At 70.2% G+C, this 15870-nt stretch carries 14 protein-coding genes; 3 read left to right on the top strand and 11 right to left on the bottom strand.

All coding sequences use genetic code 11. The features are described 5' to 3' along the window. Positions 1-27: 27 nt before the first annotated feature. The 5 genes from prcA to arc form a co-directional block, all read right to left on the bottom strand. The gene (gene prcA, locus GCU69_RS05515; RefSeq protein ID WP_156205283.1) at positions 28-918 is read right to left on the bottom strand and encodes a proteasome subunit alpha; all 891 of its coding nucleotides are present in this window, start codon (positions 916-918) and stop codon (positions 28-30) included. A 59-nt stretch (positions 919-977) separates the two neighbouring features. Then, positions 978-1823: a proteasome subunit beta gene (gene prcB, locus GCU69_RS05520; protein ID WP_098751060.1), complete on the bottom strand. Its 846-nt coding sequence runs from the start codon at positions 1821-1823 to the stop codon at positions 978-980. A gap of 113 nt (positions 1824-1936) precedes the next feature. Further along, entirely contained in the window at positions 1937-2155 is a 219-nt protein-coding gene (locus tag GCU69_RS05525) for a ubiquitin-like protein Pup (RefSeq protein ID WP_098751061.1), read from the bottom strand. Between the two features lie 186 nt (positions 2156-2341). Then, complete coding sequence (gene dop, locus GCU69_RS05530; RefSeq protein ID WP_363050781.1) at positions 2342-3853, bottom strand: depupylase/deamidase Dop; 1512 nt, start codon at positions 3851-3853, stop codon at positions 2342-2344. Between the two features lie 215 nt (positions 3854-4068). After that, positions 4069-5835, bottom strand: coding sequence for a proteasome ATPase (gene arc / locus GCU69_RS05535; protein WP_098751063.1), 1767 nt, complete (start codon positions 5833-5835; stop codon positions 4069-4071). A 241-nt stretch (positions 5836-6076) separates the two neighbouring features. Between arc and GCU69_RS05540 the strand changes: the two genes are divergently transcribed. Continuing rightward, positions 6077-6400, top strand: a complete 324-nt coding sequence (locus GCU69_RS05540; RefSeq protein ID WP_156205284.1) for a ferredoxin — start codon at positions 6077-6079, stop codon at positions 6398-6400. A 4-nt stretch (positions 6401-6404) separates the two neighbouring features. On the opposite strand, the gene GCU69_RS05545 is transcribed toward GCU69_RS05540, so the two are convergent. From GCU69_RS05545 to GCU69_RS05555, 3 genes are all read right to left on the bottom strand, one after another. Then, positions 6405-7019, bottom strand: a complete 615-nt coding sequence (locus GCU69_RS05545) for a hypothetical protein (RefSeq protein ID WP_098751065.1) — start codon at positions 7017-7019, stop codon at positions 6405-6407. A gap of 132 nt (positions 7020-7151) precedes the next feature. Beyond that, the gene (locus GCU69_RS05550; RefSeq protein ID WP_098751066.1) at positions 7152-8084 is read right to left on the bottom strand and encodes a tRNA (adenine-N1)-methyltransferase; all 933 of its coding nucleotides are present in this window, start codon (positions 8082-8084) and stop codon (positions 7152-7154) included. Positions 8085-8143: 59 nt separating this feature from the next. Beyond that, on the bottom strand, positions 8144-9391 hold the full coding sequence (locus GCU69_RS05555; protein WP_156205285.1) for a site-2 protease family protein: 1248 nt from the start codon (positions 9389-9391) through the stop codon (positions 8144-8146). A gap of 89 nt (positions 9392-9480) precedes the next feature. On the opposite strand from GCU69_RS05555, the gene GCU69_RS05560 reads away from it, so the two are divergent. Together GCU69_RS05560 and GCU69_RS05565 are read left to right on the top strand one after the other, a co-directional pair. After that, on the top strand, positions 9481-10539 hold the full coding sequence (locus tag GCU69_RS05560; RefSeq protein ID WP_408055766.1) for a RecB family exonuclease: 1059 nt from the start codon (positions 9481-9483) through the stop codon (positions 10537-10539). Positions 10540-10554: 15 nt separating this feature from the next. Further along, positions 10555-11226 (top strand): response regulator, encoded by a 672-nt coding sequence (locus GCU69_RS05565; RefSeq protein WP_098751070.1) that lies wholly within the window; start codon positions 10555-10557, stop codon positions 11224-11226. A gap of 162 nt (positions 11227-11388) precedes the next feature. Here the strand turns inward: GCU69_RS05565 and GCU69_RS05570 are convergent, their stop codons facing one another. The 3 genes from GCU69_RS05570 to GCU69_RS05580 all read right to left on the bottom strand — a co-directional run bounded on the left by GCU69_RS05570 (position 11389) and on the right by GCU69_RS05580 (position 15790). Further along, on the bottom strand, positions 11389-12987 hold the full coding sequence (locus tag GCU69_RS05570) for an ABC transporter substrate-binding protein (protein WP_235978258.1): 1599 nt from the start codon (positions 12985-12987) through the stop codon (positions 11389-11391). Between the two features lie 62 nt (positions 12988-13049). Then, entirely contained in the window at positions 13050-14651 is a 1602-nt protein-coding gene (locus GCU69_RS05575) for an ABC transporter substrate-binding protein (RefSeq protein WP_156205287.1), read from the bottom strand. A gap of 434 nt (positions 14652-15085) precedes the next feature. Continuing rightward, positions 15086-15790 (bottom strand): HAD family hydrolase, encoded by a 705-nt coding sequence (locus GCU69_RS05580; protein ID WP_098751073.1) that lies wholly within the window; start codon positions 15788-15790, stop codon positions 15086-15088. Positions 15791-15870: the final 80 nt, after the last annotated feature.

Consider the following 15870-nt stretch of genomic DNA (forward strand, 5'->3'; position numbering starts at 1 on the left):
ATGGCGGCGCCGGCCGCGCGGCCGCCGCTACTTCCCGGGCGTCTCCGGAGCGGAGCCGCCGCCCGAGGAACCGTTGCCGGAGGAACCACTCCCCGGGGAATCGCTGCCCGGGGAACCGCTCCCGGACGAACCGCCGCCCGAGGTATCACCGCCCGAGGAACCGCCGCCGGTCTCCTCCTCGTCGGCGGATCCCGCCTCCGTCTCCTCCGGGGAGCCCGCCTCCGCCGCCAGCAGCCGCGCCAGCTGGCCGCCCACCACGCGCTTGAACTTCCGCTTCTGCGGCCGTGTGCGGTCCAGGACGGCGACCTCGAGCCGCTCGGCGGGGATCTCCCGCTCGCCGCCGTTGCTGTCCCGGGACAGCGCCTGCACGGCCAGCCGCAGCGCCTCGGCGAGCGTCATGCCCTCCTGGTGCCGCTGGTCGAGGAAGGAGCTGATCTGCTCGGCGCTGCCGCCCACGGCCACCGAGCCGTGCTCGTCGACGATGGACCCGTCGTGCGGGAGCCGGTAGATCTGGTCCCCCTCGGGCGTCTCCCCCACCTCGGCGACGACCAGCTCCACCTCGTACGGCTTCTCCCCCGCGCTGGAGAAGATCGTCCCGAGCGTCTGGGCATAGACATTGGCCAGGCCGCGGGCCGTGACGTCCTCGCGGTCATAGGTGTATCCGCGCAGGTCGGCGTAGCGCACACCGCCGATGCGGAGATTCTCGTACTCGTTGTACTTGCCCGCCGCGGCGAAGGCGATCCGGTCGTAGATCTCGCTGAACTTGTGCAGCGCGCGGGACGGATTCTCACCGACGAAGACGATGCCGTCGGTGTACTGCAGCACGACGAGGCTGCGGCCGCGCGCGATGCCCTTGCGGGCGTACTCGGCGCGGTCGGCCATGGCCTGCTGGGGTGAGACATAGAACGGCGTCGACACCGGCTATCCGTCCCTTTCTGTCCGTGACAGTGACTGGTGCATGAGGATCCGTCCGGCGGTCAGAGCAGCTCGGCGCGCGGGCCGTCGGGCTGCTCCAGCCGGCGCTCGTGGATGTCCCGGGCGATCCGCGAGGACTCGTCGTTCGTGAGCCGCCGGAAGCCCTCGTCCGTGATGACCGTGACGATCGGGTAGATGCGGCGCGCGAGGTCGGGCCCGCCGGTCGCCGAGTCGTCGTCGGCGGCGTCGTACAGCGCCTGGACCACCAGGGTCGTCGCCTGCCGCTCGTCCAGGTCCTCGCGGTAGAGCTTCTTCAGGGCACCGCGGGCGAAGACCGAGCCGGAGCCGGTCGCCGCGAACCCGCCCTCCTCGGAGCGGCCGCCGGTGACGTCGTAGCTGAAGATGCGGCCCTTGCCGCGGTCCACGTCCCAGCCCGCGAAGAGCGGCACGACGGCGAGGCCCTGGAGAGCCATCCCCAGATTGCCGCGGATCATCGTGGAGAGCCTGTTCGCCTTGCCCTCCAGGGACAGCTGCGCGCCCTCGACCTTCTCGAAGTGCTCCAGCTCCAGCTGGAAGAGCTTCACCATCTCCACGGCCAGGCCCGCGGTGCCCGCGATGCCGACCGCCGAGAACTCGTCGGCCGGGAAGACCTTCTCGATGTCGCGCTGGGCGATGACATTGCCCATCGTCGCCCGCCGGTCACCCGCCAGCACCACACCGCCGGGGAACGTCGCCGCGACGATCGTCGTCCCGTGCGGGGCCTCCACCGCTCCCTGGAGGGGCGGCAGCGTCCTGTTGCCCGGGATCAGCTCCGGCGAGTGCTCGGAGAGGAAGTCCAGGAACGAGGACGAGCCGGGCGTCAGGAAGGCAGCCGGCAGACGCCCTGTGCTACGAGTGTTGGCTTCCACGCGTTTCCTTCCACCAGTCTCGGATCTTGGAATTCTGCACGGACCCTACCCCCGGCCGTGACGGTCATCCGTCCCGCACCCCCCGGAAGGGATGCGGGACGGCAGGGCCGGTGTTACTCTCCGCCCTTCTGGACGAACGAGCGTACGAAATCTTCGGCGTTCTCCTCGAGCACGTCGTCGATCTCGTCGAGTACGGAGTCCACGTCGTCCGACAGCTGCTCCTGGCGTTCCTTGAGATCCTCGGACGCCTGGGCGTCCTGCGTGGTCTCCTCGGTTTCCTCGGTGGTACGGCTGGCCTTCTGCTGGCCGCCGCCGGTGTCCTTGGTCGCCATATCCCTCACCCCGCTCGGGTTCGCTCCAGCCGGCTGGAGCGGTCATGATCAGACCCTACAAGCCGGGTCCGACATCGGCTCTGCTCTTCTCTCAACGTCCGGGAGTCGTCTCCATGATTCCCGGACGCGGCTCCTTTCAGCCGCGCTTCCCGGCCGCTCTTCCCGGCCGCGCCGGTCAGCCGCCGGTCAGCCGCCGGACAGGACCCTGAGCAGGTCCTCCGCGGTGCGGCAGCGGTCCAGCAGCTCCTTGACGTGGTTCCGGGTACCCCGCAGCGGCTCCAGCGTGGGCACCCGTTGCAGTGAGTCCCGTCCGGGCAGGTCGAAGATGACCGAGTCCCAGGAGGCGGCGGCCACGTCGTCGGCGTACTGCTCCAGGCAGCGGCCGCGGAAATAGGCCCGGGTGTCCTCCGGGGGCTGCCCCACGGCCCGCTCGACCTCGCCCGGGTCCAGCAGCCGCTGCATCTTCCCGCGGGCCGCCAGCCGGTTGTACAGGCCCTTGTCGGGGCGTACGTCGGCGTACTGCAGGTCCACCAGGTGCAGCCGGGCGGCGTCCCACTCCAGGCCGTCCCGGCGCCGGTAGCCCTCCAGCAGCTCCCGCTTGGCGACCCAGTCCAGCTCCCCGGACAGGCTCATGGGATCCCGCTCCAGGCGGTTCAGCACGTCCTCCCAGCGGGCCAGCACGTCCGTGGTCTGCTCGTCCGCGTCAGCGCCGTAGCGCTCCTCCACGTACTTGCGGGCCAGCTCGTAGTACTCCATCTGCAGCTGGACCGCGGTGAGTGTCCGGCCGCTGCGGAGCGTGACCAGCCGGCGCAGGGACGGGTCGTGGGAGACCTCGTGCAGGGTGCGCACCGGCTGGTCCACGGCGAGGTCGACCGCGATGAAGCCGTCCTCGATCATGGAGAGCACCAGCGAGGTGGTGCCCAGCTTGAGATAGGTGGAGACCTCCGACAGGTTCGCGTCGCCGATGATCACGTGCAGCCGGCGGTATTTCTCCGCGTCGGCGTGCGGCTCGTCGCGGGTGTTGATGATGGGGCGCTTGAGCGTCGTCTCCAGCCCCACCTCGACCTCGAAGTAGTCCGCGCGCTGGCTGAGCTGGAACCCGTGCTCGTTCCCGTCCTGGCCGAGACCGACCCGGCCGGCGCCGGTGACGACCTGCCGGGAGACGAAGAACGGCGTCAGGTGCCGCACGATGTCCGAGAACGGCGTCGCCCGCTTCATCAGGTAGTTCTCGTGCGTGCCGTAGGAGGCGCCCTTGTTGTCGGTGTTGTTCTTGTAGAGCAGGATCGGCTGGGATCCCGGCAGCTGGGCGGCGCGCTCCGCCGCGGACGCCATGATGCGCTCGCCCGCCTTGTCCCAGAGCACCGCGTCCCGCGGATTGGTGACCTCCGGGGCGCTGTACTCGGGGTGCGCGTGGTCGACGTAGAGCCGGGCGCCGTTCGTCAGGATGACGTTGGCCAGGCCGATGTCCTCGTCGGTGAGCTGGCTGGAGTCCGCGGTCTCGCGGGCGAGGTCGAAGCCGCGGGCGTCCCGCAGCGGGTTCTCCTCCTCGAAGTCCCAGCGGGCGCGGCGCGCCCGGTGCATCGCCGCCGCGTAGGCGTTGACGATCTGGGACGAGGTGAGCATGGCATTGGCGTTCGGGTGCCCGGGAACGGAGATTCCGTACTCGGTCTCGATTCCCATTACTCGCCGTACGGTCATGCGGCCCTCCTTGCCCGGCGCCGTCCCCGGTCGGGGTCGGCGCTCAAGTACCGCTGCCTCTCCGGTGCGCGTGCGGTGCCCGTCCCCGCACTCCGCGGCTCGGCGGTACGCCCGAGCCTAGAACGCCTCAGCGGTGGTGGGGAGATCATTTCATTCATTGCCGAAAAGCACTCGGCTGCGGATGCCCGCAGGGGCATCCGCAGCCGGGGTGCCTTTTACAGGTACTGGCCGGTGTTCGCCACCGTGTCGATCGACCGGCCGGTGTCCGCGCCCTGTTTTCCGGTGACCAGGGTGCGGATGAAGACGATCCGCTCGCCCTTCTTTCCGGAGATCCGGGCCCAGTCGTCGGGGTTGGTGGTGTTCGGCAGGTCCTCGTTCTCCTTGAACTCGTCGACGCAGGCCGCGAGCAGGTGGGAGACGCGAAGGCCTTTCTGGTTGTGGTCGAGGAAGGCCTTGATGGCCATCTTCTTCGCCCGGTCCACAATGTTCTGGATCATGGCGCCGGAGTTGAAGTCCTTGAAGTAGAGGACTTCCTTGTCGCCGTTGGCGTACGTCACCTCGAGGAAGCGGTTCTCCTCGGATTCGGCGTACATCTGCTCGACGACGGACTGGATCATTCCGTCCACCGCCGCCTCCTGCGAGCCGCCGTGCTCGGCGACGTCGTCGGTGTGCAGCGGAAGCGTCGGCTTGAGGTACTTCGCGAAGATGTCCTTCGCCGCCTCGGCGTCCGGACGCTCGATCTTGATCTTCACGTCGAGCCGGCCGGGCCGCAGGATCGCCGGGTCGATCATGTCCTCACGGTTGGAGGCGCCGATGACGATGACGTTCTCCAGGCCCTCCACGCCGTCGATCTCCGCGAGCAGCTGCGGGACGATGGTGTTCTCCACGTCCGAGCTGACACCGGAGCCGCGGGTGCGGAACAGGGACTCCATCTCGTCGAAGAAGACGATGACGGGGGTGCCCTCGCTGGCCTTCTCCCGGGCCCGCTGGAAGACCAGGCGGATGTGCCGCTCGGTCTCGCCGACGTACTTGTTGAGCAGCTCGGGGCCCTTGATGTTGAGGAAATAGCTCTTCCCCGCGGGCTGCCCGGTCACCTCGGCGACCTTCTTGGCAAGGGAGTTGGCCACGGCCTTGGCGATCAGCGTCTTGCCGCAGCCGGGCGGGCCGTAGAGCAGCACGCCCTTCGGCGGCCGCAGCTCGTGCTCCTGGAAGAGGTCGGGATAGAGATACGGTAGCTCGACGGCGTCCCGGATCAGCTCGATCTGGTTGCCCAGGCCGCCGATCCGCTCGTAGTCGATGTCCGGGACCTCTTCGAGGACGAGCTCCTCGACCTCGCTCTTCGGTACGACCTCGTAGACATAGCCGGAGCGCGGCTCGAGCAGCAGGGCGTCACCGGCGCGGATGGTGACGTTCAGCAGCGGCTCGGCGAGCCGCACCACCCGTTCCTCGTCGGTGTGCCCGACCACCAGGGCGCGCTCGCCGTCCTCGAGGATCTCCTTGAGGGTGACGATGTCCCCGGCCCGCTCGAACTCCATGGCCTCGACCACGTTGAGCGCCTCGTTGAGCATGAGCTCCTGGCCCCGCTGCAGGCCCTCGAGCTCCACGCCCGGGCTGACGTTGACCCGGAGTTTCCGCCCTCCGGTGAAAATGTCGGCCGTGCCGTCCTCGTTCGCCTGCAGGAAGACTCCGAAGCCTGCCGGTGGCTGCGCGAGCCGGTCGACCTCCTCCTTGAGGGCCACGATCTGGTCGCGGGCCTCACGGAGGGTGTTGGCGAGCCGCTCGTTCTGCGCGGACACGCCGGCCAGGTTCGTCTGCAACTCGACGATCCGCTCTTCGAGAATCCGCGTGTGCCGCGGAGAGTCGGCGAGCTTGCGTCGCAGGACGGCGATTTCCTGCTCAAGATAGGCGACCTGGCCTGCGGGGTCCTCGGACCCCCGACCCGGCCGGAAGCCGCGGTTGATGTCGTCGTCGTGGGCTGCCACGGTCCTCACCTCCTCCAAGGGGAGCTGGACGCTTCCTGACCCTACCTGGGCCGGTGCTGGTTGAAACCCCTAGATCACAAAGACGGCCGGGGTGTGTCCGATCTTCACCCTTGCGTACTCCCTCTTGCCAGGGAATACCCACCCAAGAGCACGGGAAAGCAACCGGTTGTATCGTCGGGACGGTCAACACCCGTCAGGGCTGGCTTCAATTGATCCACCGACGCAGGAAACGGCAGGCGAGATGAGCGTGCAGGAAGAGACAGCCGCGGGCAGCACGGAGGCCGCCGCGGAAGAGCCGCTCGAGGTCTGGATCGACCAGGACCTGTGCACCGGCGACGGCATCTGTGCGCAGTACGCACCCGAGGTCTTCGAGCTGGACATCGACGGACTGGCGTATGTGAAGAGTTCCGACGACGAGCTGCTGGCGGAGCCCGGAGCGACGACCCGGGTGCCGCTGCCGGTCCTCAACGACGTCGTCGACTCGGCCAAGGAGTGCCCGGGCGACTGCATCCACGTACGGCGAATTTCGGACAAGGTGGAAGTCTTCGGCCCGGACGCTGCGTGACCGTTCACACGCTTCCCGTGACGGGGAGTGCGGTGAGCCGGAATTTTCCGTCCTGCCACTGCCACTTGACCGCGCGCCGCCGGTCCGGGCAGCAGCGCGGAACGTCCTTCGAGGAGTAGCCGAGCAGGGTCGCGGAGACCGTGCGCCCGGCGACGGCGAGATCCGTGACGGTCATGCCCTCCGCCGGGTCCACGAGGGTCTCCAGCACGCGGGGCGGGTATCCCGGGTCCGCCGCGTGCGTGAGGACGTAGACGCCGCTGGGCGGGGTCCCCATGCCGGCCTCGCAGCGGACGACGGCCACCGTCTCCTCCCGGCCGTCGCCGTCGAGGTCCGAGGCGCCGTCCTCGAGCACCTGCACTCCCCCGCCGCCGCAGTCCAGCGGATAGTCGGCCTCCGCCGCGTCCGGGGCGCCCTCGGGCACCGGTACGGCGGCCCGGTCCGGGGCGTGCCGGGCGGCGACCGGAGGGGTCGCGGTGGCGCCGGCGGGCTGGATCAGGGCGGCTCCGCCCAGGACGGCGGCCAGCGCCGCGGTGGTGGCGAGCCAGTGCACCGGTCGGGTGCGGGTGTGCGGAAGGTCTGCGGAGGCGGGGCGGGACGGAAGGCCGGCCGAGGGCTGCACGCGGGGTGTCTCCTGTGGAAGCGGAGCCGAAGGGGGTTGCCCGGCATTGTGCCACGGGTCACATCCGCCGGGAACGGCCGGGCCGCCCCGTTCCCCCGGACGGGGCCCGTTGACCGGACTCCGCGGGGTGCGTCAGCTCTGTTCGGACGCGGCACCGGAGGCGCCGGACGAACCGCTCCTGCCGCCGCTCTGCGCGACGTAGTCCTCGCCGTACGCGCCCTTGGCGGGCCGGCGGCGGCGCAGCGGGGGCTCGACGCCGTCCGCGAGCCGGCGGGCGGTGAGCAGGAAGCCGGTGTGCCCGATCATCCGGTGGTCGGGGCGCACGGCGAGACCCTCGACGTGCCAGGTGCGGACCATGGTCTCCCAGGCCGACGGCTCGTTGAAGGTGCCGTGCTCGCGGATGGCCTCGACGGTGCGGGCGAGCTGCGTCGTGGTGGCCACGTAGGCGCAGAGGATGCCGCCGGGGACGAGGGCCTTGGAGACGCCGTCCAGGCACTCCCAGGGGGCGAGCATGTCGAGGATGACGCGGTCGACGTCGGTGTCGGAGATGTTGTCCTGGAGGTCACCGACGGTGAGCTGCCAGGCCGGGTGCTCGGCGCCGAAGTAGCGCTGCACGTTCTGCGCGGCGATCTCGGCGAAGTCCGCCCGGCGCTCGTAGCTGTGCAGCATGCCCTGGTCGCCGATGGCGCGCAGCAGGAAGGTGGAGAGGGATCCCGATCCCACCCCGGCCTCGACCACCCGGGCACCGGGGAAGATGTCGGCCATCGCCAGGATCTGCCCCGCGTCCTTGGGGTAGACCACGGCGGCTCCGCGGGGCATGGACAGGACGTAGTCGGGGAGCAGCGGGCGCAGCGCGAGATACGCGACGTTCCCGGTGGTACGGACAACACTGCCCTCGGGAGCGCCGATCAGCTCGTCGTGCGGGAAGGCACCCTTGTGGGTGTGGAAGCTCTTCCCGGCTTCGAGCGTGAACGTGTAGTGGCGTCCCTTGGGGTCGGTGAGCTGGACCTGGTCCCCGACCTTGAAGGGCCCGCGACGGCGGGCGGCACCGGTCGGTTCGGACATGTGACCAGCCTACCGGTCCTGCCGGGGCCTTCCCGCCACGGGCGGCGCGGCGGCCGCGGTCAGCCGCGGGGGCGGGCCATGGCGGAGACGAAGGCGCGCTCGACGTCGGCCGTGGACAGCACTCCGTAGACCTCGCCGGTCTCCTCGACGACGAGGTACTCGGTGGCCGGGGTGGCCCGCAGGCTCTCCAGCAGCTCCTCGCCCGCCAGCTCCGCGGAGACCCGCATGCCCGGCTTGAGGTCCTGGGCGAGTCCGCTCACGGCCACCCAGGGGCGGCGGTGCTCCGGCACGCCGGCGACGGCGGCCTCCCGGACGAGCGCGGTCGGCTCGCCCTGCCCGTCGACGACGACCAGGGCGCGCGCACCGGCCTCGTTGGCCCGGCGGAGCGCCTCGGAGAGCGGGGTGTCGGAGGCCACCGGTACGGCCCGCCGGGTGAGCGTCCGCGCCCGGAGTCCGGGCAGCCGCTCGCGCAGCCGGGCCATGCGCAGGCTGTTGCCGGCACCGGTCCAGATGATCGCGGCGAGGATCGCGGCGAGCAGGGCGTCGGTGAGGGTGTCGACGCCGTCGATGTTCTCCACGGCGCCGAGGCTGCCGGAGTGGGTGAGCAGCGGGAGGCCGACCAGCACGGCCACGGCGAGCGCGCGACCGGTCCAGGCGGCGGCCACGGTGCCCGCCATCGGCCTGCCGGTGATCTTCCAGACGACGGCGCGCAGCATCCGGCCGCCGTCCAGCGGCAGGCCGGGGAGCAGGTTGAAGACCGCGACGATCAGGTTGGAGATCATCAGTCCGGCCAGCAGCACGCCCGGTACGGTGCCCGGCTCCACCGTGTACATGCCCAGATAGAAGACGCCGGCCAGGACCAGGGAGAGCACCGGGCCGACGAAGGCCAGCAGGAACTCCCGGCCGGGCGTCTCGGACTCCTTCTCGATCTCCGACACACCGCCGAAGAACTGCAGCTGGATGCGGCGGACCGGCAGCTTGTAGCGGAGGGCGACCACGGTGTGGGCCAGCTCGTGGACCAGCACGGAGGCGTAGAAGGCCACCGCGAAGAACAGCGAGACGAGATAGCGGACGCCGCCGAGCTCCGGCAGCACGCGCTCCAGCTGACCGCCGAAGACCCAGGTGATCAGGGCCGCCACCAGGAACCAGCTCGGCGCGACGTAGACGGGCACGCCGAACGGACGGCCCATCAGGATGCCGCCCCCGGCCCTCCTCGGCCGTCCCGGCTCGCGGTCGCCCGGGCCGGACGCGGGTCCGTCGCCGGTGCCGCCGGATTGCGGCTTCCCGCTCCCGCCGCTCTCTTCCACGGTGTCCTCTCGTCGGCTCGGCCCTCGCGAGGAGGTCTGCGTCGATGGTATGCGGACCGATGTCACCGGCGGGCCGTAGGGTCTGCGCCATGGGAACGAGCACCGAGAAAGCGGAGGGCCGCGGGAGCGGCGGCGGGACGGCCGGCCGGCGGCGGTCCGCGGCGGCCGCGCGGCCGTCGTCGCTGTCGCCGTCGCGCGCGGCCGACTTCATGACCTGCCCCCTGCTCTACCGCTTCCGGGTGATCGACCGGCTGCCCGAGAAGCCCAGCGAGGCGGCGGCCCGCGGCACCCTGGTGCACGCGGTGCTGGAGCGGCTCTTCGACAGCCCCGCGGCGGAGCGTACGGCTCCGCGTGCCCGGTCGCTGGTCGCGGGCGAGTGGGAGCGGCTGCTCGCCGGGCGGCCGGAGCTGGCCGGGCTGTTCGCCTCGCGGGACGGCTCCGGCGGGGCGCCGGGGGCGGACGGCGACGGCGGCACGGAGGGGGCCGGCGGCACTGACGGCGACGGGGGCGGCGACGGGGGCGGCGACGGGGAGGGCTCGGGGGGCGTGGACCCGGAGCGGCTGGCCGGGTGGCTGGAGTCCGCGGAGCGGCTGGTCGAGCGGTGGTTCACGCTGGAGGACCCGTCCCGGCTGGAGCCCGCCGAGCGCGAGCTGTTCGTGGAGGCCACCCTTGACTCCGGTCTCAAGCTGCGCGGCATCATCGACCGGATCGACATCGCGCCGGGCGGCGAGGTGCGGATCGTCGACTACAAGACCGGCAAGGCACCGCGGCCCGAGTTCGCCGAGGGCGCCCTGTTCCAGATGAAGTTCTACGCCCTGGTGCTCTGGCGGCTGCGCGGCACGGTTCCGCGCCGGCTGCAGCTCGTCTATCTGGGCAGCGGGGACGTGCTGACGTACGACCCGGTGGAGGCGGACCTGCGGAGCGTGGAGCGCAAGCTGCTGGCGCTGTGGGACGCGATCCGGCGGGCGACGGAGACCGGCGACTGGCGGGCGCGGCGGAACCGCCTGTGCGACTGGTGCGACCACCGGGCGGTGTGCCCGGAGTTCGGCGGCACCCCTCCGCCGTATCCGCTGCTTCCCGTCGTCCCGGCGCCGTCCGGACCGGCGGCTCCGGGCCTCCCGGACCAAGGCAGAATGGGGCAGGTCTAGCGAAGGAGATCTCCTGTGGCGATCCGCGTCCTACTGGTCGACGACCAGCCTCTGCTCCGCACCGGTTTCCGGATGATCCTGGAGGCCGAGCAGGACCTCGCCGTCGTCGGTGAGGCCGGCGACGGGGTGCAGGCCCTCGACCAGGTGCGGGCGCTCCAGCCCGATGTGGTGCTGATGGACATCCGGATGCCGCGGATGGACGGCGTCGAGGCCACCCGGCAGATCACCGGGCCCGGCCGGGACGGCCCGGCGAAGGTCCTGGTGCTGACCACCTTCGACCTCGACGAGTACGTGGTGGAGGCGCTGCGCGCGGGTGCGAGCGGCTTCCTGCTCAAGGACGCCCCGGCGCAGGAGCTCGTCCAGGCCATCCGGGTGGTCGCCGCGGGCGAGGCGATGCTGGCGCCGAGCATCACCCGGCGGCTGCTGGACAAGTACGCCGGCAAGCTGCCCTCCGGGGACGAGTCGGTGCCGGACACCCTGCACACGCTGACGGAGCGTGAGGTGGAGGTGCTGAAGCTGGTGGCGAAGGGGCTTTCCAACGCCGAGATCGCGGCGGACCTGTTCGTCAGCGAGACGACCGTCAAGACCCATGTCGGGCATGTGCTGACCAAGCTCGGCCTGCGGGACCGGGTGCAGGCCGCGGTGTACGCCTACGAGAGCGGACTGGTACGGCCGGGCTCCCAGTGAGCACCCGGTGGGCCCGGTGCCGACGGGGTGAGCGCGGCGCCCGCCCGGTGAGCGCGGTACCGGCCCGGTGAGCGCGGCGCCCGCCCGGTGAGCGCGGTACCGGCCCGGGCACGCGAACGGGGACGGCCTGTCGGACCGTCCCCGGACGCGCCGGTGTGCGTGTCAGCCCTCCGAGTTCTTGGAGATCTCCCAGAACCGGAAGACCGTCGAGGCGTCGAGCGTCCACTCCAGCCCGTTGATGTTCTCCCGGGCGACCGCGTACTGCTTGCCCTGCCACAGCGGCAGCACGGGCAGCTCCTCCGCCACGATGTTCTGCAGCTCGTCGAAGCTGCGGGCGGTGGCGGCCCGGTTGGCCTCCGCGGCCGTGGTCGGGATCAGCTGCTGGACGATGCGCTTCGACTCGTAGTTGTTCGACAGCACGTTGTCCTCGCCGAAGAACGGGGAGGTGAAGTTGTCCGGGTCCGGGTAGTCCGGCACCCAGCCCTTGACGTAGACGCCGTACTCGCCGTCCGCGATGCCCTTCTCGTACTCCTCCAGCTCGACGCTCTTCACATCGGCGTCGAACAGCCCGCTCGCGTTGAGCTGCTGGGCCAGCTCCTTGAACCCGGGCACGGTCCCCGGTCCGTAGCGGGTCGGGGTGGCCCAGAGGGTGAGCTTGAGCTTGCCCTCGATGCCCGCGGAGCGGAGGGCTTCCTCGGCCTTGTCGCGCTGCGGCCGGTCGCCGTAGACGTCGAAGAAGGCCGTGTTGTGGCCGGTGATGCCCGCCGGGACGATCGAGTAGAGCGGCTTCGCGGTGCGCTTGTAGACGTCGCGCACCAGCGCGCTGCGGTCCACCAGATAGGCGATCGCCTCGCGCACCCCGGCCTTGCCGACCACCGGGTGGTCCAGGTTGAAGACGAGGTGCTGCACCTCGGCGCTGGTGCCCTCGACGACTTCCAGGCCCGCCTTGTCCTCGGACACGGCGGTCTCCAGGTCGGCGATGTCCTTCATGGCGAGGCCCCGGTAGGCGAGGTCGATCTCGCCGTCCACGAGGGCCTTCTTCAGCGCGGCCTGCTCGCCCTGGAAGAGCTTCATCGTCATGCCGGAGTTCTGGACCTTGGCGGGTCCCTTGTAGTCCGGGTTCACGGAGAACTCGGCCTGCCGGCCCTTCTGGTACGAGTCGAGCCGGTAGACGCCCGAGCCGACGGCCTTGCCGTCCGTGCGGAGCTTGTCCATCTCGTACTCGCGGTGGTCCACGATGGAACCGGCGCCGGAGGCGATCTTCATCGGAAAGGTCGCGTCCGGGTACTTGAGATTGAAGACGACGGTCTTGTCGTCCGGCGTCTCGATGTCCTTGATCGACGTCAGCATCACGGCGGGGCCGTTGTCGTCGTTGATCTTCAGCGTCCGGCGGAACGAGTACGCGACGTCCTCGGACGTCAGGTCGTTGCCGTTGGAGAACTTCAGGCCGTCCTGGAGTTCGCAGCGGTAGACCTTGCTGGACTCGTCCTGGAAGCCGCAGCTCTTCGCCGCCTCCGGCTGAGGCGTCGTACCGCCGCGCGGAAAACTGATCAGCGACTGGAAGACGTTGTTGAAGAGCAGCCAGGAGCCCGGGTCGTAACCGGACGCAGGATCGGTCGCGGCGATCTCGTCCGTCATTCCCATGACGATCGGCTCCCCCGTGCCGGCCGATTCACCATCACCCATACCGCAACCGGCCAGCAGTCCGGCCGCCAGACTTACGGCGGCGGGGACAGCGAGCAGGCGATGACGATTCCTCACGCGCACCTTTCCTCACACTTTTCTCGAATTAGCACGACCGGCCCCGCGGGTACCGCGCCTGGTCAGCCGGCCGAGCGGCCGAGCTCCCACAGCTGCAGTACGGACGAGGAGTTGATTGCCCATTCCACGCCGGTGACGCCGTCGCGGGCCGCGACGTACTGCTTGCCCTGCCACAGTGGCAGTACCGGGACCTCGTCGGCCACGATGTTCTGCAGCCGCTCGAAGTCCTTTGCCGCGCCCGCCCGCTCGGTCTGCCGGCGCGTCTTGGGGATCAGCTGGGTGCTGATCTCCTCGTTACGGTAGGGCGAGCTGAGGAAGTTGTCCTTGGCGAAGAACGGGGCGGTGAAGTTGTCCGGGTCCGGAAAGTCCGGGAACCAGCCCATCCCGAAGGCCGCGTACTCCTGTTTGCTCTGGGCCGGGCGGAAGGTTTTCCACTCGACACCCTTCACCGTTACGTCGAACAGACCCGTGTCGTTCAGCTGCTTCCGGAGCAGTTCGAACTCCTCGGCCGTGGCCGGGCCGTAGTGGTCCGTGGTGTACGTCAGCTCGAACTTCACCGGGGTGTCGACGCCCGCGCGGGACAGTGTCTCGCGGGCGGCGCCGACGTCCGGCTCCCCGTACTTGTTGAAGAAGGAGTTGACGTGCGAGCCGACGCTCTTGGGAACCAGCGAGTACAGCGGCTCGGCGGAGCGCTCGTAGACGTCCCTGACCAGTTCCTGACGGTCGACGACCTGGGCCACCGCGCGCCGGACGGCTTCCTTGCCCAGCACCCGGTCCTCGGTGTTGAACACCAGGTAGCGGATCTCCTGGCCGGGCATCTCGACGAGGTCGATGTCCTCGTCCTGGCCGCGCTCGAGCCGGGCGATCTGCTCCGGGGACATGCTGCGCGCCATGACGTCGATGTCGCCGCTCCGCAGCGCCTTCTCCATCGCGTCGGAGCCGGGCATGACGCGCAGTTCGACCTCGTCGTTCTGCGGCTCCAACTGGCCCTTGTAGTTCGGGTTCCGGACGAAGCGGGCAGAGGTCACCGCCCCGCCCTTCTCCTCGACCTCGAGGGTGTACGGCCCGGAGCCGTCGACCGCGAACCCGTCCCGGACCCCGCCCCTGTTGTAGACCTCGGAGTCGACGATCGCCGCGGCGGGCGTGGCGAGCTTGTGCGGGAACGTCGCGTCGGGCGACTTCAGATGGAAGACGATCTCGTTCCCGGCGGGCGTCTCGACCTTGTCGATGTTGGAGATCAGCGAGACCGGGCCGTTCGGCTCCTTCAGGCCCAGGGTGCGCTCGATGGAGAACTTCACGTCCTCGGCGGTGAGTTCGTGCCCGTTGGCGAACTTCATCCCGCTGCGCAGGGTGCAGCGGTACTGCTCGTTGTGCCGGTCGGTGAAGCCGCATTCGGAGGCGGCCTCGGGCACCGGCTCGCCGCCGGAGCGGGGCAGCGCCATCAGCGTCTGGAAGGTGTTGCGCAGGACGTTCCAGGCCGCCGCCTCGTAGGCGAGGGCGGGGTCGAACGGCGCGGGGTTCTCCTCCGTGAGCACGAACTGGTCCGTCGTCCCGACGACGATGGGGTCGGCGCCGTCACCGGCGTCCTCCGAGCTGCCGCAGGCGGCCAGGAGGGGAGCCAGCAGGCCGGCCACGGCCGGCAGCACCAGGGTCTTGCGGTTCATCGTCGGCGGTCTCCTGCATTGCGATCGATCCCGGGACCATACCGACGTCGGGTGTACTGGTCACAGGGGTTGCGGCAAAGTTCTCACGAAACATTAGTAGGCGCCGCGACGGATGCCGGAACAGGCCGAAGTGCAACCCCTATAACGCACTGATAACAGCGGGCCGCCGTCCACTATCCGGACGGCGGAACGTTTTACGCGGCCGTAGAACAATGCGGACAGAAGGGTGCGCAACCAGGCCGCACCGACCCCCTCGAACGCCTCACCCCCGCCCCCGTCGACCCCCTGGCGCGTGACGAACGTCACTCGTTCAACATCATCCGTACCGCCGGTAATTCACCAGGCGAACGCATCACCCAAAATCACCGGACCGGTGCTGAGAGTTCCCGGCGCCTTCCCCCGTCTTTGTGTGACGGGCCCTCCGGCGCACCGCGTCAGCGCATTCCCGTGATCAGTCCGCGGAGAAAAGGAAGGTCGACTTCTTCGAGAGAAGACACGACCGTACGGCCGCGGGCCGGTTCGATCGGCACGATCGACGGCACCGCCACGACCCGGCAGCCCGCGGCCTCCGCCGACGCGACCCCCGTCGCCGTGTCCTCCACGACGACGCATCTCGCCGGGTCGGCCCCGAGTTTCTCCGCGGCGAGCAGGTACGGGTCGGGGTGCGGTTTCGTCCGCTCCAGCTCGTCGCCGGCCAGGGTGAGGGCGAAGTGCTCCGCGCCGACGGACGTCAGCACCCGGTCGATGATGCGCCGGTGCGAGGCGGACACCAGGGCCGCCGGCACCTCGTGGGCCGCGAGTTCCGCCAGCAGCCTCGCCGCGCCCGGCATCAGCGGCACCCCGCGCCCGACGAGTTCCTCGAAGCGGTCGTTGAGCCGGACCGACAGCTCCGGCAGGGTGATGCCGGCCCCGGTGGCCTCGATCAGATACGCGGCGCTGCGCGACATCGGGCCGCCGACCACCACCTCGCGGTGGCCCTCGTGCAGGCTGTGGCCGAGTTCGGCGAAGATCTCCCGCTCGGCCTGCCACCAGAAGTCCTCGGTGTCCACCAGAGTGCCGTCCATGTCGAGCAGCACGGCTTGGAGCGCGGAGCCGTCCTCGGCCGTTCGGGTGCCGAGTGCGGGGATGCTGCTGGTCATCCGTACCCCTTTCGTGTCGTGCCGCCCGGCCGTGGCGCCCTTGCGGGGCCCGGAGGGCAAAGGAGCCGGTCGCCGCCCCC

It is taken from the genome of Streptomyces lycii (assembly GCF_009735685.1).
GTDB classification, from domain to species: domain Bacteria; phylum Actinomycetota; class Actinomycetes; order Streptomycetales; family Streptomycetaceae; genus Streptomyces; species Streptomyces lycii.